Origin of the sequence: Streptomyces sp. NBC_01255 (assembly GCF_036226445.1) — a bacterium.
Taxonomy (GTDB): domain Bacteria; phylum Actinomycetota; class Actinomycetes; order Streptomycetales; family Streptomycetaceae; genus Streptomyces.
Map to the genome: position 1 here is coordinate 7,392,940 of NZ_CP108474.1, position 20,622 is coordinate 7,413,561.

At 73.3% G+C, this 20,622-nt stretch carries 18 protein-coding genes and 1 pseudogene; 8 read left to right on the forward strand and 11 right to left on the reverse strand.

Going from position 1 to position 20,622, the window contains the following annotated elements:
• Positions 1 to 72: 72 nt before the first annotated feature.
• Positions 73 to 1,674 carry an alkaline phosphatase D family protein gene (locus tag OG357_RS33530; protein WP_329624677.1) on the reverse strand — a complete coding sequence of 534 codons (1,602 nt, stop codon included), beginning with the start codon at positions 1,672 to 1,674 and terminating at the stop codon, positions 73 to 75.
• A gap of 97 nt (positions 1,675 to 1,771) precedes the next feature.
• On the reverse strand, positions 1,772 to 3,196 hold the full coding sequence (gene pdxR, locus OG357_RS33535) for a MocR-like pyridoxine biosynthesis transcription factor PdxR (RefSeq protein WP_329624678.1): 1,425 nt from the start codon (positions 3,194 to 3,196) through the stop codon (positions 1,772 to 1,774).
• Positions 3,197 to 3,318: 122 nt separating this feature from the next.
• Here pdxR and OG357_RS33540 point away from each other — a divergent pair, with 122 nt between their 5' ends.
• Both OG357_RS33540 and OG357_RS33545 read left to right on the forward strand, forming a co-directional pair.
• Positions 3,319 to 3,939, forward strand: coding sequence for an ArsR/SmtB family transcription factor (locus OG357_RS33540; protein WP_329624679.1), 621 nt, complete (start codon positions 3,319 to 3,321; stop codon positions 3,937 to 3,939).
• A complete protein-coding gene (locus tag OG357_RS33545; RefSeq protein ID WP_329624680.1) occupies positions 3,936 to 5,192 on the forward strand; it encodes an MFS transporter in 1,257 nt (418 codons plus the stop codon). Before OG357_RS33540 ends, OG357_RS33545 begins: the two co-directional genes overlap by 4 nt.
• Before the next feature lie 15 nt (positions 5,193 to 5,207).
• On the opposite strand, the gene OG357_RS33550 is transcribed toward OG357_RS33545, so the two are convergent.
• Positions 5,208 to 6,053, reverse strand: a complete 846-nt coding sequence (locus OG357_RS33550) for a helix-turn-helix transcriptional regulator (protein ID WP_329624681.1) — start codon at positions 6,051 to 6,053, stop codon at positions 5,208 to 5,210.
• 250 nt (positions 6,054 to 6,303) lie between these two features.
• On the opposite strand from OG357_RS33550, the gene OG357_RS33555 reads away from it, so the two are divergent.
• On the forward strand, positions 6,304 to 7,686 hold the full coding sequence (locus OG357_RS33555; protein WP_329625774.1) for an MFS transporter: 1,383 nt from the start codon (positions 6,304 to 6,306) through the stop codon (positions 7,684 to 7,686).
• Here OG357_RS33555 and OG357_RS33560 read toward each other — a convergent pair.
• From OG357_RS33560 to OG357_RS33570, 3 genes are all read right to left on the reverse strand, one after another.
• Positions 7,683 to 9,122 carry a flotillin family protein gene (locus OG357_RS33560; protein WP_329624682.1) on the reverse strand — a complete coding sequence of 480 codons (1,440 nt, stop codon included), beginning with the start codon at positions 9,120 to 9,122 and terminating at the stop codon, positions 7,683 to 7,685. The two genes, OG357_RS33555 and OG357_RS33560, sit on opposite strands and share 4 nt — an antisense overlap.
• 46 nt (positions 9,123 to 9,168) lie before the next feature.
• Entirely contained in the window at positions 9,169 to 9,696 is a 528-nt protein-coding gene (locus OG357_RS33565) for a hypothetical protein (RefSeq protein ID WP_329624683.1), read from the reverse strand.
• Between the two features lie 136 nt (positions 9,697 to 9,832).
• Positions 9,833 to 10,894 (reverse strand): PucR family transcriptional regulator, encoded by a 1,062-nt coding sequence (locus tag OG357_RS33570; protein ID WP_329624684.1) that lies wholly within the window; start codon positions 10,892 to 10,894, stop codon positions 9,833 to 9,835.
• Positions 10,895 to 11,096: 202 nt separating this feature from the next.
• Between OG357_RS33570 and OG357_RS33575 the strand changes: the two are divergent.
• Positions 11,097 to 11,501, forward strand: a pseudogene (locus tag OG357_RS33575) (EamA family transporter); the annotation flags it as partial.
• Positions 11,502 to 11,972: 471 nt separating this feature from the next.
• Here the strand turns inward: OG357_RS33575 and OG357_RS33580 are convergent.
• The gene (locus OG357_RS33580) at positions 11,973 to 12,803 is read right to left on the reverse strand and encodes an alpha/beta fold hydrolase (RefSeq protein ID WP_329624685.1); all 831 of its coding nucleotides are present in this window, start codon (positions 12,801 to 12,803) and stop codon (positions 11,973 to 11,975) included.
• 119 nt (positions 12,804 to 12,922) lie between these two features.
• On the opposite strand from OG357_RS33580, the gene OG357_RS33585 reads away from it, so the two are divergent.
• Both OG357_RS33585 and OG357_RS33590 read left to right on the forward strand, forming a co-directional pair.
• The gene (locus OG357_RS33585) at positions 12,923 to 13,828 is read left to right on the forward strand and encodes an RNA polymerase sigma-70 factor (protein WP_329624686.1); all 906 of its coding nucleotides are present in this window, start codon (positions 12,923 to 12,925) and stop codon (positions 13,826 to 13,828) included.
• A 269-nt stretch (positions 13,829 to 14,097) separates the two neighbouring features.
• Positions 14,098 to 14,838 carry a GntR family transcriptional regulator gene (locus OG357_RS33590; protein WP_329624687.1) on the forward strand — a complete coding sequence of 247 codons (741 nt, stop codon included), beginning with the start codon at positions 14,098 to 14,100 and terminating at the stop codon, positions 14,836 to 14,838.
• Between the two features lie 50 nt (positions 14,839 to 14,888).
• Here the strand turns inward: OG357_RS33590 and OG357_RS33595 are convergent, their stop codons facing one another.
• Positions 14,889 to 16,046, reverse strand: a complete 1,158-nt coding sequence (locus OG357_RS33595) for an ROK family transcriptional regulator (RefSeq protein ID WP_329624688.1) — start codon at positions 16,044 to 16,046, stop codon at positions 14,889 to 14,891.
• Between the two features lie 153 nt (positions 16,047 to 16,199).
• Between OG357_RS33595 and OG357_RS33600 the strand changes: the two genes are divergently transcribed.
• Positions 16,200 to 16,622: a hypothetical protein gene (locus OG357_RS33600; RefSeq protein ID WP_329624689.1), complete on the forward strand. Its 423-nt coding sequence runs from the start codon at positions 16,200 to 16,202 to the stop codon at positions 16,620 to 16,622.
• Here the strand turns inward: OG357_RS33600 and mug are convergent.
• The 3 genes from mug to OG357_RS33615 form a co-directional block, all read right to left on the reverse strand.
• Positions 16,613 to 17,107: a G/U mismatch-specific DNA glycosylase gene (gene mug / locus OG357_RS33605; protein WP_329624690.1), complete on the reverse strand. Its 495-nt coding sequence runs from the start codon at positions 17,105 to 17,107 to the stop codon at positions 16,613 to 16,615. The two genes, OG357_RS33600 and mug, sit on opposite strands and share 10 nt — an antisense overlap.
• A gap of 62 nt (positions 17,108 to 17,169) precedes the next feature.
• The gene (gene purB / locus OG357_RS33610; RefSeq protein ID WP_329624691.1) at positions 17,170 to 18,612 is read right to left on the reverse strand and encodes an adenylosuccinate lyase; all 1,443 of its coding nucleotides are present in this window, start codon (positions 18,610 to 18,612) and stop codon (positions 17,170 to 17,172) included.
• Between the two features lie 117 nt (positions 18,613 to 18,729).
• A complete protein-coding gene (locus OG357_RS33615) occupies positions 18,730 to 19,524 on the reverse strand; it encodes an SGNH/GDSL hydrolase family protein (RefSeq protein WP_329624692.1) in 795 nt (264 codons plus the stop codon).
• A gap of 65 nt (positions 19,525 to 19,589) precedes the next feature.
• Here OG357_RS33615 and OG357_RS33620 point away from each other — a divergent pair, with 65 nt between their 5' ends.
• On the forward strand, positions 19,590 to 20,621 hold the full coding sequence (locus OG357_RS33620) for a maleylpyruvate isomerase N-terminal domain-containing protein (RefSeq protein WP_329624693.1): 1,032 nt from the start codon (positions 19,590 to 19,592) through the stop codon (positions 20,619 to 20,621).
• The last annotated feature ends 1 nt before the right edge of the window (position 20,622 follow it).

Here is a 20,622-nt window from a genome sequence, read left to right on the forward strand (position 1 = left end):
CCACTGACAATCACCGGGGGCCCTCGCCGTACCGCCCTGCCTGTCGCTCGCCGTACCGCCTCCGACCAGGACTTACTGTCCGACGAGCCCCGGCCGCAGCACCTTGCTGAACAGCACCGAGCCGCCCTCGGCCCGCAGCCGTACCGTCAGCTCGCCGCTGTGGCCGTCGATGTCGACCTCGCCGAAGTACTGCGGGCTCTCCATCGGCGACAGGTTCGCCCGCTCCGGCGCCCGGACGAAGACCCGCTCCGGACCGAAGGTCGCGTCCAGCGCGTTCGCCGGGAAGCCGCCCGCCGCCAGTGGACCGGACACGAACTCCCAGAAGGGCGCGAAGTCCTGGAAGGCGGCCCGCTCCGGCGCGTAGTGCTGCGCCGACGTGTAGTGCACGTCCGCCGTCAGCCACACCGTGCCGGTGATCCGGCGGTGCTTCACGAACCGCAGCAGGTCCGCGATCTGGAGCTCGCGGCCCAGCGGCGCGCCCGGGTCGCCCTGCGCGATCGCCTCGAAGTTCGCGGACCCGTCCGGCACGACCAGGCCCAGCGGCATGTCCGCGGCGAGCACCTTCCACACCGCCGTGGACGCCGCCAGCTCCCGCTTCAGCCAGGCCAGTTGCTCCGCGCCGAGGATGCCGGTCGTGTCGTCGGCCTGCCGGCCGGGGGAGTTGGCGTTCCGGTACGACCGCATGTCGAGCACGAACACGTCGAGCAGCGGCCCGTACCGGACGACGCGGTGCATCCGGCTCGTTCGCGAGGACCCGCCGCCCGCGCGCGCGTGGAGGGTGGACACCGGCGTGTAATCGCCGAAGGCCCGCAGGGCACGGGCGGCGAGCACGTCGACGTCCTTCTCCGTGTAGCGCGCGTCGTCCAGGATCTGCCCCGGGTACCAGTTGTTCCGCACCTCGTGGTCGTCCCACTGCACCACCGACGGCACCTGGGCGTTGAACGCCCGGACGTTGTGGTCGAGCAGGTTGTAGCGGAAGTTGCCCCGGTACTCGTCGAGCGTCTCCGCGACCTTCGACTTCTCCGGCGTCGTGACGTTCCGCCAGATCCGGCCGTCCGGCAGCGTCACGCTGGGCTGGATGACCCCGTCGGCGTAGATCGAGTCGCCGCTGCACAGGAAGAAGTCCGGGTCGAGGCGGCGCATCTCCTCGTACGCACGGAAGCCGCCGATGTCCGGATTGATGCCCCAGCCCTGGCCCGCGATGTCCCCCGACCACAGGAAGCGGACGCCGTCACGGCGCCGCTCCGGGGCGGTGCGGAAGGTGCCGACGACCGGCTCGCCCGTCCGGCGCGGATCGTCCGGGTCCGCCAGCGTCACCCGGTAGTGGATCTGCTCACCGGCCGGCAGCCCGCGCAGCGCGGTCGTGCCGGTGAAGTCCGTGCCCGCGCCGACCAGCGGCCCGTGATGCCGGCGTACCCGCCGGAACGACTCGCTCGCCGAGGTCTCCACGAGCATCCGCGCGGGCCGGTCCGACCGCACCCACACCAGGCCGGAGGAGGCCGTGACGTCGCCCGTCTGCACACCCCAGGCGGCTCGCGGCCGCCCCGAGAGCGCGAAAGCGGGTGCCGCGAGTCCGGTGCCGCCGAGCGCGAGCGCCGCCGAGGCGGCCAGCGACCCGCGCAGCAGGCCGCGCCGGGCGGGGGAGAGAGGGGAATCGGGCACGGAGTGGGACATCGAAGACCTCCAGAAGCGTGTCCGGGCACGGGAGTCGCGCCGCCGCCCCCTGCCTAACGGCCGGGGGCGGCGCCCACACCAACCCCGCGTGAACAGATCACTCCCGGCCCACGGCCTCGGCCACCAGCCGGATGCCCCGCGCGATGACGGAGGGCGACAGATGCGCGTACCCGATGACCAGCCGTACGTCCCCGTCGGCGGGCCGTGCCGTGCCGTACTCCTCCAGCGGCCGGAGCGCCACACCCGCCTCGGCCGCCCGCGCCAGGAACCGCGCAGGAGGCCCGAAGCACCCCGGCACGCGCGCGATGACGTGCAGCCCGGCCGCGATCCCGCTCACCCGGGTGCCGGGCAGATGCTCGTCGAGCGCGGCGAGCAGCGCGTCCCGCCGCTCCCGGTAGGCGCGCTGACACCGCCGCAACTGCCGGTCGTACCCGCCGCGCGTCACGAACTCCGCGAGCACCGCCTGATCGAGTACGGGATTGCCGAGGTCCATCGTCCGCTTGCGCTCGACGACCTCGCCGAGCAGCGCCCCGGGGACGAGCATCCAGCCGAGCCGCAGCCCGGGCGCCAGGGACTTGCTGACCGAGCCCGCGTACGCGACGCGCTCCGGGTCGAGCCCCTGGAGCGCGCCGACCGGCGCCCGGTCGTACCGGAAGTCGCCGTCGTAGTCGTCCTCCAGGACGTACCCGTCCACCGCCCGCGCCCAGTCGAGGAGCGCGGCGCGCCGCTCGGCCGACCAGCTGATCCCGGACGGGAACTGGTGCGAGGGGGTCACGACCACCGCGCGCACCCCGGAATCGGCGAGCGGCCCGGGCCGCAGCCCCTCCTCGTCCAGCGGCAGCCACACCGTGTCCATGCCGGTCGAGGCGAACAGCCGCCCGTGCTCCGGACTGCCCGGATCCTCGATGCCGACCGTGCGGAGCCCCCGCCCCCGCAGGACGAAACCGAGCAGCGTCGACGCCTGCGCCACGCCCGAACAGACCACGAGCCGCTCCGGATCGGCCACCACCCCCCGCCGCCGCGCCAGCATCCCCGCCAGCGCCTCGCGCAGCTCGGGCAGTCCGCGCGGGTCCGGGTAGCCGAGCGCCGGGTGCGGGAGCCGCGCCATGACGGACCGCTGGGCCGCCGCCCACGCGGCCCTCGGGAACATCGCCAGGTCAGGGGTGCCCGGATGGAAGTCCACCTGGATCCCTGATGCGCCGGGCGCGAGATCGAGCGCCCCGCGCACGGCCGAGCGCGCCGCACCGCCCACCCAGGTCCCCGCGCCCCGGTCGCTGCGCAAGTACCCCTCGGCGGTGAGCTGTTCGTACGCCTCGGTGACCAGCCCCCGCGAGACGCCGAGGTCGGCCGCGAGCTCCCGGCTCGACGGCAGCCGCGTCCCCGGCGTCAGCCGCCCGGAACGCACCGCGTCCCGCAGCGCCTCCTGCAGGGCCCGCCCCCGCCGCCGCGCCGGGGCGCCGGCCGCCGGCAGGAGCAACTCCCAGGCCGGCTGCACGGCCGGCCCCGCGGTGGTGGATGACACGTCCGCCTCACGATCCTGTCCCTGGGGGTCCGCTCCCGACGAGTATGCCGTGCGAGGGCGAGGTCTCTCCCATGTTCACAACAACTCTTTTGAAACAACTGTTGCAGGTCTACCCTCGGCACATGGTCGCTTCCTCCGCTGCATCAACCGAGCCTTCGGGACGGGACGTCGAGCTCGACACCGCCGCCTTGCGCGTACTCGCTCACCCGTTGCGCGTGAACGTGCTCACCCTGCTGCGTGAGCGTGGTCCGTCCACCGCCACCCGGGTCGCCGACGAACTCGGCATCAACCCCGGCGCGGCCAGCTACCACCTGCGTCGCCTCGCGTCGGGCGGACTCATCGTGGAGGAGCCGGACCGTGGCACCGGGCGGGAGCGGTGGTGGAAGTCCGCCCACCGCCAGTCGATCCACGACCCCGCCGCCGCTCCTGCGGAGCAGCGCGAGGCCGGACGCGCCTACACGCACGCAGTGGCCCTCGCCGCTGCGGATCGCCTGCGCAGGGCCGCGCACGAGGTACCGCTACTCCCTCAGGAGTGGCTCGACGTCGCTGCGTTCAGCGACTTTCTTCTGTACCTGACCCCGGGCGAGGTGGAGCGGATGCGGGGCGAGATCTTCCAGGTGATCTCCCGCTATCGACACGAAGAGAGCGAGGCGACCGAGGGGGCCACGCCGGTGACGCTGCACGTACAGGCATTTCCGGTACCTGGTACGGCTCGGGCCCTGCCGTCGGCCGGTGACGTGTGAACGCGCACGGATTAGCCCCGTCGGCGCGGCCCGCTTACCGGGACGTCAACGTTCTGCGCTGGCTCACCGCGTACACCGCTTCGGTCACCGGCGACATCGTGTACTTCCTCGCCCTGTCCTGGGCCGCCACGCGCGCCGGCGGGCCGTCGCAGGTGGGCCTGGTGGTCGCGGCCGGAGCTCTTCCCCGTGCGGTGCTGATGCTGGGCGGTGGCGTGGTGGCCGACCGGTTCGGGCCGCGCCGGGTCGCCGTCGTCAGCGATGCCGTGCGCTGCGCGGTCGTCCTCGCCGCTGCCGTGGCCATGCTGGCGTCGTCCCCGAGCGTGTGGCTGCTGGTCTCGGTCGCGTTGATCTTCGGAGTGGTCGACGCGGTCTTCATGCCGGCGGTGGGCGCGCTCCCGCCGCGTCTCACTGCACCCGAGCAGCTTGCCCGGGTCCAGGGGATGCGCGGATTGTCCCTCCGGCTGAGCAACGCCGTCGGCCCCCTCCTGGCGGGAACCGTCCTGGTGATCGGCGGTGCGGGCGGCGCGTTCGCAGCCGCAGGAGTTCTCTTCGCTCTCTCGCTCGCCACCCTGCTCACCGTGCGGATCACACCCTCGGCAGAGGCATCCCGGCGAGCCTCCGCCTGGCGCGAGCTGGGTGACGGTCTGCGTTACGTCCGCCGGCACCGGATGCTCGCCCCGCTGGTCACGGTGATCGGGCTGAGCGAGATGTGTTTCAGCGGTCCTGTCGCCACCGGCCTGGTACTCCTGGCCGACGAACGCGGCTGGGGCGCCTCGGGCATGGGGTGGATCGCGAGCGCGTTCAGCGTCGGAGCCGCGGCTTCGGCGTTGCTGCTCACCGTCTCGACCCGGATACCGCGCGCCGGGCTCACCATGTGCGGCGCGCTGCTCGCCACCGCCGTCGGAGCGGTCGCCCTGGGACAGGCGCCCACCCTTCCCGTCGCCGTCATGTTCGGTGCTGTGATCGGGCTGACCAGCGGGTTCACGACTACCGTGACCGGAGCCCTGGTCCAGACGGAGACGGACCCCCGCTACCTCGGACGGGTCACGTCGGTCACCACTCTGTGCACGCTGGGCCTCGCTCCCGTGCTCTTCCCGGCCGTCGGCATCACGGTAGCCCTGTGGGGAGCGGACATGTTCTTCCTCGGATGCGGCGCGATCTGTCTGCTGGCAGCAGCACTCGGCCTCTCGGTCCCCGTGCTTCGACGCGCCGAACTCCACCCGCCCGGTTCCGCATCGTCAGGCGCTCGGTGACGGGCCTGGACCGGCTCACGTGATCTGGGCGGCCAGCAGTTGCAGTGCGTCGGCCGAGGCGGTGTCGTTGGGGGTGTAGACCTCCAGCCGGTGGTCGGGACTCTCGGGCTGGAGCCACACCTGGTAGTCGACGTCGACCCCGCCGACGGTCGGGTGCCGCAGGCGCATCGTGCCCACGGTGCAGTCCGCGACGTCGCCCTTGGCCCACAGCCGGGTGAAGACCTGGCTCCGCATGGCGAGTTCGCCGATCAGCTCGGCCAGACGCGCGTCCGTGGGATACCGGCCCGCGGTGAGCCGCAGGTACGCGACGTGGATCCGGGCCAGCTCGTCCCAGTTCCCGTGCAGGTCCCGGGTGAGGGAGTCGAGGAAGAACATCCTCGGTATGGACGGCCGCCGCGCGGGATCGTGGGGCGCCTCGAAGTCGACGTGCTCCGCGACGAGGGCATGCCCCGTGCGGTTCCAGGCCAGTACGTCGCCGCGCCGGCCGAGTACCACGGCCGGCGTGCTCTCTCCCAGGGACGCCAGGAGCGCCAGCACCCGTTGGTGCGGCTTCTCCGGGCGGGGCCGGACGAGGTGTGGCGTGGTGGGCTGACGGGCCAGGTTGTGCAGGTGGGTCCTCTCGGCCGTATCGAGCCGGAGCACGCCCGCCAGCGCGTCGAGGACCTGCTGGGAGGCCGTACCGGGCTGCCCCTGCTCCAGCCGCGTGTAGTAGCCGGCGCTCACCCCGGCGAGCTGGGCGAGCTCCTCGCGGCGCAGGCCCGGGACACGGCGGGCGGTGCCGTACGCGCGGAGTCCGACGTCGGCAGGCGTGACCCGGTCGCGGCGGGTCTTGAGATAGGCGCCGAGGCTCTCCAGTTCCATGGCCTCGAGCGTAGGCGGCATGGTCCGTGCGTGGGTGTACCTGTCGGGTGTACCCACGACGCGGGGATGGTTGCCGGGCGGAGGGTGGCCCACCGTCGGACGCATGAATGCCCAGCGGAATCCCCCGTGCAATACGCAGCGGAACGTGCGGCCGAACTCACGGCTGCACGCACAGCCCCTTTCCCCCTCACCCGGTCCGCGAGCGTGGCTCGGCCTGCTCGTCGTCCTCGGTCCGGTCCTCCTCGTCGCGATGGACGGCTCGGTCCTGTTCCTCGCGATGCCCTCGGTCTCCGAAGCGCTGTCGCCGACCGCCGGCCAGACGTTGTGGATCCTGGACGTCTACGGATTCGCCGTCGGCTCCCTGCTCATCGCGTTCGGGAACATCGGCGACCGGTACGGGCGCCTGAGGCTTCTGATGACCGGAGCGGCGGTGTTCGGCGCGGCGTCCGCGGGAGCGGCGTTCGCCCCCGGGCCGGAGCTGCTGATCGCCTTCCGGGCGCTGATGGGGGTGGCCGGTGCCACGCTGCTGCCGTCGGCGCTCGCGGTCCTGGGTGAACTCTTCCCCGACCCGCGCCGACGGGCGCAGGCGATCGGCGTCTTCGCGGCCACCTTCGCCGCCGGTTTCGCGATCGGCCCGGTCGTCGGCGGACGACTGCTGAGCAGCTTCTGGTGGGGGTCGGTCTTCCTGATCAACCTCCCCGTCGTCGTCCTCTTCCTGGCGCTGGCCCCGGCCCTGCTCCGCGAGGTACGCGCCACCGGGAGCGGTCGCGTCGACGTCGTGGGTGTTCCGCTCTCCGCCGTGGGCATCCTGCTGACCGTCTACGCGATCAAGTCCGCCGCCGCGGAAGGGCCGGCGGCGATCCCGGTGGTCGCGGGGGCGGCCGGCGTCGTCACCCTGGGGTGGTTCGTCCGGCGGCAACTGCGCCTCGAACACCCGCTGATCGACTTCCGCCTCTTCCACGACCGGGTGTTCACAATCGCGGCCGTGACCGGTTTTCTGCCGCTGGCCGCGTGGTCGGCGGTGGCCTACCTCGGCGGCATCTACCTCCAGTCCGTCCTGGGACTGACCGTCCTCGACGCGGCCCTCGTCGCGCTCCCCGGCGCCGCCGTCCTCACCGTCACCTGCGTCGTGACCCCGGCGATCGCCGCCCGCATCGGCACCCGGGCCGCGCTCGTCACCTGCCACTTCCTCGTCGCCGCGGGCCTGTTCCTGCTGCCGGCGACCGGCGTCTCCGGCGGCATCGGCTGGTACGTCGCCTCCACCGTCGTCGCCGGCGTCGGTTACGGGATCTCCTTCAGCGTCGTCGCCGACACGGCCGTCGCCGCCGTCCCCGCGGAACGCGCCGGGGCCGCGGCGGCGATCGCCGAGACCGGCAACGAGCTCGGCAACGCCCTCGGCATCGCGCTGCTCGGCTCGCTGGCCGCCCTTGTCTTCCGGCTCCAGGGACCCGATCTCGCCGGCACCCTCGACGAGACACTCCGGATCCCCGGCCTCGTACCCGCCGTGGCCGAGGACGCGAAGTCGGCCTTCGTCACCGGCCTGCACACCGCCGCCGCTGTCGCGGCCGTCCTCCACGCCGCACTCGGCGTCATCTCCCTCCGCCACCTGCCGAAGGCAGCGGACAGGCCCTAGCCGGTGATCTCGATCGATCCGTCGTCGGACGGCACGGCCGGCGCCGGTACGGGCTGCGACGGTACGGGCTTCCGCTGGGTGAAGCCCTGGAGGAGCTGGGCGAGGTCGACTCCCGTGGTGGAGGAGAGGAGTTCCATGCCCTGGGCGACGTTGTCGGTGACCGTACGGGTCAGCTGGCTCGCCCCGTCCGTGGAGATGACGGTCAGCTTGTCGATGGCCGAGAGCGGCTCGGACGCCTTGGCGACGACCTGCGGCAGGACCTCGACGAGCATCTGGAGGACGGCGGCGTCGCCGTACCGGTCGAAGGCGTCGGCCTTCTTCTCCATGGCCTCGGCCTCGGCGGCGCCCCGCGCGGCGATGGCGGCGGCCTCGGCCTCGCCCTCGATGCGCACGGCGTCGGCGAGGGCCGCGCGGTGGGCCTTCTCGCCCTCACCGGTGAGCCTGGCCCGCTGGGCGTCCGCCTCGGCCTGCTTGACCAGGCCGATACGACGCGCCTCGGCCTCCTGCTCGGCCTGGTAGCGGGCGGCGTCGGCGGGCTTGCGGACCTGGGTGTCGAGCTGCCGGTCGGTGAGCGCGGCCTGGCGTGCGGCGACCTTCTCCTGCTCGGCCAGGATGTCCTGCTGGCGGGCGGCGTCGGCGAGCGGGCCGGCCGCGTTGGCCTGGGCCGCGGCCTCGTCGGTCTGGGCCTTGATCTCGGCCTGCTTCAGGTAGAGGGTCCGCTGCGCGATCGCGATCTCCTCCTCCGCCTTCAGCCGGGCCTGTTCGGCGGCGCGGCGGGCCACGGCCTCGGCGATGTCCGCCTCCTGCTTGGCGCGGGCGGCCTCGGGGCGCCCGAGGTCCTCCAGGTAGGAGCCCTCGGTGGTGATGTCCTGGATCTGGAAGGCGTCCAGGACAAGGCCCTGCCCGGACAGGCTGGCCTCGGCCTCCTCGGCGACCTGACCGGCGAAGGCGGCGCGGTCCCGGATGATGTCCTCGACCGACATGCGGCCGACGATCGACCGCAGCGCGCCGGACAGCACTTCCTGCGTGAAGCCGACGATGCCGTCCTGCTGCATGAGGAACCGCTGCGCGGCCGCCCGGATCGAGTCCTCCGTGCCGCCGACCTTGACGATCGCGACGCCCTCCAGGTTGGCCTTCACCCCGCGCAGGGTGACCGCGCCGCGTACCGCGACGGGGATGTGCCGGCTCGACAGGTCGAGGGTGAACTTCTGCTGCACGAACGGCACGACGAACACGCCGCCGCCGACCACGACCTTCTGGCCGCTGTTGTCGGTGAACACCCGCCCGGTCGCGGGATCGGTCGCCTGCTTGCCGCGGCGGCCGGTGATGATGAACGCCTCGCTGGGCCCGGCGACCTTGTAGCGGGTGACGACGGCCAGGCCGAGGAGCACGACGAGGACGACGATGCCCACGACGGCGGCCAGGACAGGACTCATGGTGAATTCCCCTTGGATGGAAGTGAGTGGGTGAGAGTGGGCCGGGTCAGCGTTCGACGGGGCGGACGGTCACCGACGTCGGCGACGGCACGGACTCCACCCACACCTCGGTGCCCCGCGCCACCGGCTCCGCGGCCTTCGCCGCGTACTTCACCGGCTGCCCGCCCAGATACAGCAGCACCTCGCCGTAGCCGTCGGCGGGAATGGCCGTGACCACCGCACCCGACGTACCCGTGAGGTCCTCGCCCCGCGGCGCGGGCGCCGCGCCGTCCCGGAGCAGCACCCGGCTGAACCGCCAGGTGAGCCAGGCCACGACGGCGCCCACGGCGATGCCCGTGAGGGTCGCGACCACGACCCCGGCCCCCGCGGCGCCCGTCGCGATGGCCCCGCTGAACCCGAGGGCCGACACGAAACCGGCGATCACCGGCAGCGAGAGAGCCCCGTCGAGTCCGCTGAGTCCGCCCCCGAATCCGCCGCCGATCGAGTCGAAGAACCCTTCGAGGATGCCGTCGAAGACCAGCGAGAGGGCCAGCAGGACGAGACCCGCACTGCCGAGACCCAGAAACCACCCCATGCGCGCCACCCCGTTCCGGGCGACCCTTTCCGCCCCCATGAGGATGCTTCCACGGAACAGCACGGATGGTCATTGCCGTATCCCGGCAATCTTTACGCGCTCTTGATGCCGTCAGGGGCGAGCCGGCGCTCCGGATTCACAGCGGCTGGTCGGGCCAGCCGAGGAGCCGGGCCCCGACGACGGCCGTCTGGAGCGTGTAGCGCTGGACCGGATCGCCGGGATCCGAGCCCGTCAGCCGGTGGATGCGATCGAGGCGGTACGTCATCGCCCGCACGCTGAGGCTGAGTCGGCGGGCCGCCTGCGCGGTGACGCAGCCGGTGTCGAAGTACGCGGTGAGGGTGTCGAGCAGGGGCCTCGGGCCCCCGCGCGCCTGCTGGAGCGGTCCGAGCACGGTGTGGACGAGATCGACCATCGCCTGCCGGTCGCGGGCCAGGACCGGGTAGACGAGGAGGTCCGCGGCGTGGAGCACCGGGTCGTCCAGGTCCATGCGGGCGGCGAGGTCGAGGGCGTTGAGCGCCTCTTCGTAGGAGTGGACGACACCGCCGGCGCCCGGGTGTGCGCGGCCGACCGCGACCTGGCCGCCGCCGGTCGCCGCGTACGCCTGCTTGGCGAAGTGGGCCAGCACCTCGGGCTCGTCCGCCGGCGCCAGGCAGATCAGCCGCCCGTCCTTGGTCGTGAGCAGGATCCGGCGGTCGCCGAAGCGGGCGAAGAGCGCGGACTCGACGGCCCGGATGACCGCGCAGCCGTCGTCGTACGGCTCCGGGCCCCGCGCCACGGCCACGGCATGGGCGTGGGACAGCAGCAGCCCGAAACGCACCGCACGCTCGGCGAGCCTCCCGAGGTCGCTGCGCCCGTAGAGCAGGTCGTCGACGAACTCCCGTCGTGCGGCCTCCTCCTGGCGGATCGCCAGCCGCTGCGCCCGCTCGTGTCCCTCGGCGAAGGCGTCGACGGCCTGCTCCACGGCGCTCAGGAGGTGCCCGACGGCGGAGTGCGGCACGTCGGGGAGGACCCGCTGCGCGGCCGACAGGTGGGCGCGGACGAGGGCCCGCAGGCCGATGCCGACCTCCGCGGCCCGCTCCCCCTGGGAGCGCAGGGTCTCGCGCTCGTCACGGGTGAGCCTGCGGCCCCCCGCGCACACGCCGGTCAGGATCTCGGCGTAACCCTCCAGGTACCCCTCGACCGGCTCCCTCTCCGTCACGGCCCCTCCCGCTCCCGACCTCCGCGCCTTGACGAGTTCCTGACGCGCGGAGACCAAGGGTGACACGCCGTTCGCCCGGACGAGGAACGGAAGAGGAGCCGAAGAGGAGCCGCAGGGGACCCACGGCGGCAGGAAGTGGTCCCCGATGACGCGGGGAGAGTGGACCTTAACCAGGACCGCGCCGCTTCCTAGCGTCGAGACCATGAACGCGAACTCCCTGCGCGGCGTCCTCCTCGTGACCCTCGCCTACGCCCTCGTGGGCGCCTCCTTCACCGCCAACAGCCTCCTCGGTGCCTATCCGTACGCGGGCGGGCAGGCCCTGCGGTACGCGGCGGCCTGTCTGCTCCTGCTCCCGCTGCTCGGCCGCGGCGGGCTCACCCCGCTCCGGACCCTGACGCTCCGTCACTGGCTGCGGCTCGCCGCGGTCGCGGCCGTCGGCATGGTCGGCTTCAACCTCGCGGTGCTCGCCGCCGAACGGACGGCCGAACCGGCCGTTCCCGGGGTGCTGGTCGGCTGCGCCCCGGTCGTCGTCGCCGTCCTCGTCCCGCTGACCGAGGGCCGCAGGCCCGCCCCCGCCGTCCTGTACGGGGCTCTGCTCGTCGCCGCCGGCGCCTTCACCGTGCAGGGCTGGGGGCGGACGGACCTGGCGGGGATCGGCTGGTCGGTGGCGGCGCTCGTGGGCGAGGTGGGGTTCACCGTGCTCGCCGTACCGGTGCTGCGCCTGCTCGGGCCGAAGCTGCTGACCGTCGCCGTGTGCGGGATCGGCGCGGTCGAGGCGACGCTCGTCGGCCTCGCCGTCGACGGGGCCGGCTTCGTCCGGATTCCGACGGCCGTGGAGACGGGCGCCCTGGTCTGGCAGGCGGCCCTGGCCACGGTCGTCGGGTTCGTCCTCTTCTACATGGGTGTCCAGCGGATCGGCATGGAGCGGGCCACCCTCTACACCGGGGCGATCCCGGTCGCCGCCGCGCTGAGTGCCGCCCTGGTCGCGGGCGCCGCCTTCGGGCTCCCGCAGGCGGCCGGCGGTCTCCTCGTGGGAGCCGGGGCCGCGCTGGGCACCGGCCTGTTCAGCCGGAGGAGGTCAGCGGCTGCCGTCCAGGATCACGCGGGCGACGAGAGCCGGGTCGTCGTGCATGGGCACGTGACCGCAGCCGGGCAGCCGCACGAGCCGGGAGCCGGGCAGGGCGTGCTTGGCGCGGACACCCTGGCGGCGCAGGAGCAGCCGGTCCCTGGTGCCCCAGGCGACGGTGACCGGGACGCCGGGCACGTCCCCGGGCATGGGGGCGTTCCGGCCGGCGGCCAGGGTCTGGTGGAAGCCGGAGGCCGCGCGCAGGGCGAGGGTCTCGGCGACGACCGCCTCGGGTGAACGCCGGCCTGGGCGCGCGTAGATGGTGCTGGTGAGCACGGTCCGGCCGACGGGCGTACGGGACAGCCGCTCGATCACCGGCACGGGAAGCGACAGGGCCGCGCCCCGCATGGCCCGCAGCGTCCCGAAGGCGTACCGCCGCTCGCTCTCCGACCAGAAGCCGGCGGGGGAGAGCGCGGTCACCGAGCGCACCAGCTTCTCCCGGCCGAGCTCCAGCGCGAGCAGCCCGCCCAACGAGTTCCCCGCGACGTGCGGCCGGTCGAAGCCGACGGCCTCGCAGAAGGCGCCGAGCACCGGGACGACGGAGGGGAGGCCGTAGGGGCAGCCCTCCGGAAGGGGGTCCGAGGCGCCGAAGCCGGGCAGGTCGACGGCGATCACCTCGCGCTCGGCGGCGAGGATGTCGAGCACCGGCTCCCAGGCCTGCCAGTGGTGCCCGATGCCGTGGAGCAGCAGCAGGGGTTCTCCCGAGCCCCTCCGTTCGTACGCCAGGGACGTCGTGCGGGGACCCGACGGGGTCCCGATCGAGAACGCGATCCGTGCGGGCATTCCGGCTCCCCTGAAGTTCCTTATACGGCTCGTCAGCAAGAATTACCGTTCGGTAGCCAGTAGTTCAAGACCGGGAGTCGAAACTGGACAGCGCGGCAGCGGTCGGCTGGGATGGGCGGGTGCCCACCGATATCCCGACCACGCCGACCGACACCCTGACCGACCTCTTCGAGGAACACCGCCGGATGCTCCTCGGTGTCGCCTACCGGATGCTCGGGCGTGCCGCCGACGCCGAGGACGTCGTCCAGGAGGCCTGGCTCCGCTGGACCGCCGAAGACCGCGCCGCCGTCCGCGAGCCGCGCGCCTTCCTCGTACGGATCACCACCAGGCTCGCCATCGACCGGCTGCGACAGGCCCAGGCGCGCCGCGAGTCCTACGTCGGCCCCTGGCTGCCCGAACCCGTCGTCACCGACTTCGGGGCGACCGCCCCCGACACCGCCGAGCGCGCCCTGCTCGCCGACTCCGTCTCCCTGGCGGTCCTCGTCGTCCTGGAATCCCTCTCCCCCCTGGAGCGGGCCGTCTTCGTACTGCGCGAGGCCTTCGGCTTCCCCTTCGGGGAGATCGCCACCGCGCTCGACCGCTCCGAGTCGGCCGTGCGCCAGCTCGCCGGCCGCGCCCGGCGCCACGTCGACGAGGGCAAGCCGCGGTACGACGTCGACCCGACCGAGCGCCGCGACCTCACCGAGCGCTTCCTCACCGCCGCGTCCGGCGGCGACCTCGGCGAGCTCCTCGCCCTGCTCGCCCCGGACGCGCGCCTCGTCGGCGACAGCGGAGGCAAGTCCAAGGCCCCGCTGCGGATCATCGACGGCGCCGACAAGATCGGCCGCTTCTTCCGCGGTGTCGCGACCGGGACGGACACCACGTACGACTACCGCTTCGCCGAGCTCAACGGCGCCCCCGCCGTGGTCGCCTTCGTGGACGGCAGGCCGGACTCGGTCTTCCAGGTCGAGGTACGCGACGGGCGCGTCCAGTGCGTCTACATCATCCGTAACCCCGACAAGCTCCAGGGCCTCGCCGACCTCTGAAGCCCCGCCTTGACCCGGCCCCCGGCCCCGGCCCCCGGCCCCGTCTCCCGACCCGGGAGACGGGGCCGTTTGCTGCGCAGAGCACACGCGGGCGCGAACGTCCTGTGAACGATCTAGGTCAGAGGGTCACATTCGGGGTCGTTTGACGGAGGATTGGTCTTGACCAAGGGGGTGGCTCGCCTTATGGTCGCAGAGTTAGTGCAGGAACCTTTAATAAACAAGGGCGCGGAAAAACGCCGCGGGACACGGCGAATTTGCGGAGGATCAGGGTGGGGACCACGCAGCTGGAATCGGTACCGGAGCCGAAGTACCAGCACCTCAAGACAGTGATCGGCGAAGCGCTCGACTCGGACTTCGCCGTCGGAGAGATCCTGCCCAACGAGCGGGAGCTCGCGGCGCGCTTCGGCGTCGCCCGTGCCACGCTCCGCCAGGCCCTGGAGCAGCTGGAGCTGGAAGGCCGTCTCCAGCGCCGCCGCGGCGTCGGCACCACGGTCGCCCCGCCGCGCGTCGGCGTCGACGTCTCCACCGCCCAGCACGCCTGGCCCGGTGTCGGCGACGAGACCTGGGAGTCCCAGGACTCCGCCAGCGACGTGGCCCCGGCCGCCGTCGCGCGCGTCCTGGAGATCGCCGCGGACGAGCAGGTGCACGTCGTCCGCCGCATCCGCGTCACCCAGGGCCAGTCGGTCGCCGCCGAGCTGCTGTACGTGCCCGCCGCATCGGTGCCGGGCCTCAGCGCCATCGACACCCCCGCCGGACCCGCCCGCGCCCGCACGGTGCTGCGCGAGCTCCAGCACCTCGCCCTCGACGGCCAGGACCGCTCCGTGGAGCTCGGTTCGGCCCGCGCCGACGACGCCAAGGAGCTCGACCGGCTGCCCGGCGCGCCCGTCCTCGTCGTGACGACCCGCTACCTCTCCGAGGGGCGCACCGCCGCCGTCTCGGTGGCCACGTACCGCGCCGACACCTGCCGCCTCACCTTCGGCGACTCGGTCGACCTGGTGATGGCTTCCTGACACCGCGCCTAGCGCGCAACGGCCCGTCGAGGGACCGCCACTCCGGCGGTTCAGCGGCGGGCCGTCACCGTTCCGTCGACCGCGAAGAGCTGCTCCTCGACGTGGTCCAGGGCGAGCCGCAGCGCACCCGTGCCCACGGCGGCCTCGCCCAGGAGCGAGAGCACCACGCGCGGCGGCCGCAGGCAGAAGCGCGCCAGCTCCTCGCGGAGCGGCGGGAGCACACCGTCGAGCCCGGCGGCCCAGCCGCCGACGACCACGAGCTCGGGGTCGATCGCGAGGACCAGCGCCGCCACGTCGTGCACGAGCCGCTGGATGAACCGGTCCACCGCCGCCTCCGCCCGCGCGTCGCCCTTCCGGGCCAGCGCGAAGACTTCGGCGACCGCCTGCTCGTCCAGCGGGTGCAGCGGCTCGTCGGTGGTCGACAGGAGGTGCTCGGGGGTGACCCCGCGGCCCAGGAGGTGCAGGGCGCCGATCTCCCCGGCCGCCCCGCCGTAGCCGCGGTGGAGCCGGCCGCCGATCAGCGAACCGGCGCCCGGGCTCAGCCCCGCCAGGACGAAGACGATGTCGTCGGAGTCGGTCGCGGCACCCTTCCAGTGCTCGGCGACCGCCGCCGCGTTCGCGTCGTTCTCGACGATGACCGGGCACTTGAAGGAGCGGCGCAGCCGCTCGCCGAGCGCGAGGCCCGTCCAGCCGGGCAGCGCCGTACCGAGGCGTACCGTGCCGTCGGCCTCCACGATGCCGGGCGTCCCGACGCCGACGGCCCGCAGATTGGACCGGGCGACCCCGGCCCTGCGCAGCACGTCCGCGACGACCACCCGCACCTTGTCCAGACGCTCGTCCTCGGGGGCCGTCTCCGACACCTCGCGGGATCCGGCGCCGATGATCCGGCCGTCCAGACCGGAGAGCAGGGCGGCCACGCGGTGCGGGCCGATCTCGATGCCGAGGAGATGACCGGCCTCCGCGCGGAAGCGGAACCTCCGCGCCGGACGACCCTGGCGCCGGGCCTCGCCCTCCTCGGGCGCCGACTCGACGACGAGCCCGCCCTCCATGAGCCCCTCGACGACGCCTTCGACCGTCGGCCGCGACAGACCCGTGATCCGGGTCAGGTCCGTGAGCGTGGGCGCGTCGGCGCCCCGCAGAGCATGAAGTACCACCGCGGAGTTGATCCGCCGCAGCAGAGACGGATCCCCGCCGGTCAGCCGCCCCACAGTGTGTCCTCCCAGCTCGTGCACCTCTTCGGCGGATGGTACTCAATGGGCCGGGGCGCGGCGAGTGCCGCCCCCGGGCCGTGCGGACCCGAGCCCCTCGCCGGTCCGCCTGACGCGACGCCAACTGTCAGTGCCGGCCGCTTTACTGGCCCTATGACCATGGCACGCCACCTGGCGACGATCGACGAGTTCCGCGCGCGCCTCACCGGCGGTTCCGGTGGCGGTCCGGACTTCCACCTGGCGGAGCTCGCGACGAGCGAGGACTTCCGGGACGACGACGGCACCCGCCGGGGGCTCGCCGAGGAACAGTACGAAGCGGAACGGGACGGGCTGGCCGCCGTGCTCACCGTCCGCTGGGGCCGGCCGACGGAGCTGGACCTCTGGCCGGTCCTGGAGCGGAGCCTGGCCGGCGAGTCCTTACCGGAGCCCTGGTCCGCCCTTGCGAACCACACCGCGGAACTGCGCCTGTGGTGGGACGGCGGACGGTGGATCGCCCTGGGGATCTCCCGGTGGGACAAGGAACTGCCGCTCCGGCTCCTCGCCCTGGTGACCGCGGTGGACCCGCCTCAGGCGTAATGGACGGCGGCCTCCCGGAGCCTCGCGTACTCCTCGGCCATCGTCGCCGCCGTCCAGTGGGCGTTGAGGCCGCTCGGGTTGGGCAGCGCCCAGACCCGGGTGGAACCGATCACGCGCTCCTGCGGCCCGATCGCCGCCTTCGGCTCGCCGAACGCCGTCCGGTACGCGGTGACCCCGACGACCGCGAGCCACCGCGGCGCGAGCCGCTCGACCTTGTCGACCAGGATCCGCCCGCCCTCGCGGTACTCCTCCCGGCTCAGCTCGTCGGCCCGCGCGGTCGCCCGCGCCGCCACGTTCGTGATGCCGAGCCCGTACGACAGGAGCTCGTCCTGCTCGTCCGGCCGCAGCTGCCGCGGGGTGAACCCCGACAGGTGCAGCACCGGCCAGAACCGATTGCCCGGCCGGGCGAAGTGGTGGCCCGTCGCGGCCGTCATGAGACCCGGGTTGATCCCGCAGAAGAGCACGGAAAGGCCGCCCGCCACCACGTCGGGAACGACGCGGTCGCGAGCGGCCTCCAGCTGCTGCTGGGTGAACCGGGGGGTCCCGGTCAGAGGATCGCGCCGGGGGCGTAGGCGGCGGCCTCCGGGTGCTGCTTCAGGATCTCCTCGATACGGGAGACCACGGAGGCGACCTGGTCGGCGGCGGCGCCCGTGAAGGACAGCTTGTCCGCCATCAGCTCGTCGAGCTGCGCCCGGTTCAGCGGGATCCGGTCGTCGGCGGCCAGCTTGTCGAGGAGCTCGTTGCGCTCGGCGCCCTGCTCGCGCATGGCGAGGGCGGAGGCGACGGCGTTCTCCTTGATGGCCTCGTGGGCGACCTCGCGGCCGACGCCGGCGCGCACGGCGCCCATGAGGACCTTGGTGGTCGCCAGGAAGGGCAGGTAGCGGTCGAGCTCGCGGGCGACGACGGCCGGGAAGGCGCCGAACTCGTCGAGCACGGTCAGGAAGGTCTCCAGGAGGCCGTCCAGCGCGAAGAAGGCGTCCGGCAGGGCGACGCGGCGGACCACGGAGCAGGACACGTCGCCCTCGTTCCACTGGTCGCCGGCGAGCTCGCCGGTCATCGACGCGTAGCCGCGCAGGATGACCATCAGGCCGTTGACGCGCTCGCAGGAGCGGGTGTTCATCTTGTGCGGCATCGCCGAGGAGCCGACCTGGCCGGGCTTGAAGCCCTCCGTGACCAGCTCGTGGCCCGCCATCAGACGGATCGTCTTGGCGATCGACGACGGCGCGGCGGCCAGCTGCACGAGCGAGGTGACCACGTCGTAGTCGAGCGAGCGCGGGTAGACCTGGCCGACCGAGGTGAAGGCGTGCGCGAAGCCGAGGTGACCGGCGATCCGCTGCTCCAGGTCCGCCAGCTTGCCGGCGTCGCCGCCGAGCAGGTCCAGCATGTCCTGCGCGGTGCCGACCGGACCCTTGATGCCGCGCAGCGGGTAGCGGCCGAGGAGCTCCTCAAGGCGCGCGTACGCCACGAGCAGCTCGTCCGCGGCGGTCGCGAAGCGCTTGCCGAGGGTGGTCGCCTGGGCGGCGACGTTGTGCGAGCGGCCCGCCATGACCAGCTCCGCGTACTCGGCGGAGAGCTTGCCGAGGCGGCCGAGGACGGCGACCGTACGGTCCCGCATCAGCTCCAGGGAGAGGCGGATCTGGAGCTGCTCGACGTTCTCGGTGAGGTCGCGCGAGGTCATGCCCTTGTGGACGTGCTCGTGGCCGGCGAGGGCGTTGAACTCCTCGATGCGGGCCTTCACGTCGTGCCGGGTGACCTTCTCGCGCTCGGCGATGGAACCGAGGTCGACCTGGTCGAGAACGCGCTCGTAGTCGGCGAGGGCGGCGTCCGGAACCTCGATCCCGAGGTCCTTCTGCGCACGCAGCACGGCGAGCCAGAGCTGACGCTCCAGCTTCACCTTCTGCTCGGGGGACCAGAGGACGGCGAGCTCCGCGGAGGCGTAGCGGCCGGCCAGAACGTTGGGGATACGGGGCTTCGCAGTCACAGCAGTCACGTGGAGAGATTCTACTGGCGGTTTGTGCAGGCCAGCGCCACGGAGGGATGTGGAGCTTGCTACGAGACGCAGGTCACGAAGGGGGTGTGCGTCGCGTCGCGCGCCCCGCGTCCCGGTTCACGACCCGGCCGGCGCCTCGTACGACGTCTCGTACGGCAGGAGTTCGGGGCGCTTGGGCGTGCGCCCGTCCCCGGAGGAGCGGCCCGTGAGCCGCCGTCCGATCCACGGTCCCAGGTGCTCCCTGGCGAAACGGGCGTCCGCGATCCGCCGGCTCGCCCAGCCGGTGCGCCCGGCCGGGGGCAGTGGAGTCCGCCAGTCGTCCTCGGGAGGGAGGCCCAGCGTCTGCCACACCGCCTCGGCGACCCGCCGGTGCCCGTCGGCGGTCAGATGGAGCCGGTCCACGTCCCACAGCCGGGGGTCGCCGAGCGCCGGCGCCCCGTACAGGTCGACGACGAGGGCGCCGTGCCGGGCGGCGAGCTCGTCGAGGTGGACGAAGAGCTCCTCCATGCGGGGGCGGAAGCGCTCCATGACCGGCCCTTCGCGGCCGGGGCTGCGCATCAGGACCAGCTGTCGGCAGGCGGGTGTGAGGCGTTCCACTGCCTCGGTGAGGAGGTCCCGCACCCGGACCATGTCGACCTTGGGCCGGAGGGTGTCGTTGAGCCCGCCGACGAGGGTCACGACATCGGCCTTCATCCCTGCGGCCAGGTCGACTTGCTCGTCGACGATCTGGCCGATGAGTTTTCCGCGCACGGCGAGGTTCGCGTAGCGGAAGTCGGGCGAGCGGGCGGCGAGGCGGCCCGCGAGGACGTCGGCCCAGCCCCGGTACGAGCCGTCGGCCTTCAGGTCCGACATACCCTCGGTGAAGCTGTCGCCGAGGGCGACGAGACTGGTGTAGGTGGCATTGATCTCCATGGCGGAGAGATCATACCGCGCGGTATGCGCGGGATGCCGTGGAGAACCCGGGAGGGGAAGACCCGATGAGCGACGCGCTGCTGAGCACACTGGCGGAGGCCCTGGCCGAGCTGGTGACGGCCGTCGAGACCAGTGACGACGACGTCCTGGACCCCGACACGGCGGTGAAGTGGCTGGAGTGCACCGGGGCCACGCTCGCCGGGCTCCCGGCGGACGACCGGCGCGCCCTCGACGGGCACTTCCGCGCGGCGGCCCTGCGCCGGCCGGAGGGGCCCTGGCGGGACGAACTGCTCAGGGTCTCGGAGGGCTTCGGCCTCACCGAGGACACCCACGCCGCCGCCTGCGAGGCCGTCGCCGAGCGGGCCCGCCGCTTCGTCGCCACCGTCCGGGACGCCGACCCCGCCACCCCCGTGCCCACTTGCCCCGGCTGGACCCTCGCCGAGCTGACCCGGCACCTCGGCACCGGCCACCGCTGGGCGGAACACCTCGTACGCACCGGGGCAACCGCCCGCGTCCCCGCCGATGACGTCCCGCTCGACCTGCCGGGCGACCCCGCCGCGTACCCCGACTGGTTCGCCGCCGGCGCCGAGACCCTCGTCGCGACCCTCCGCGCCGCCGACCCGGACACCCCGCTCTGGTCCCCGGGACCCGAACCGCGCGCCGGGTACTACCCGCGCCATGTCCTCTTCGAGGCCGTCGTGCACCTCGCCGACGCCGAGATCGCACTCGCAGGGACGGCCGGACCGATCGACCCCGGCGCGGCGGCCGAGGGCATTGAGCACCACCTCGCCACCCTCCTGTACGTCCCGTCGACCGCCGAACGGATCGCCCAGCTGGACCGTGACGGCGACCTGCTCCGGCTCACGGCCCGGGACACCGGGACCGTCTGGACGCTCACGCTCGGCGGGGGCGGCTTCACCTGGCGGCGCGGAAACGCGGCATCCGCCACGCGTACCCGACCGACCGCGAGCGTCACCGGCGACAGCGACGAACTGCTGCTCCTGCTGCACCGCCGGTACGCCGCCGACGACCCCCGCTTCGCCCACTCCGGGGACCGCGGCCTCCTCGACGCCTGGCTGACCGCCACCGCGCTCTGAG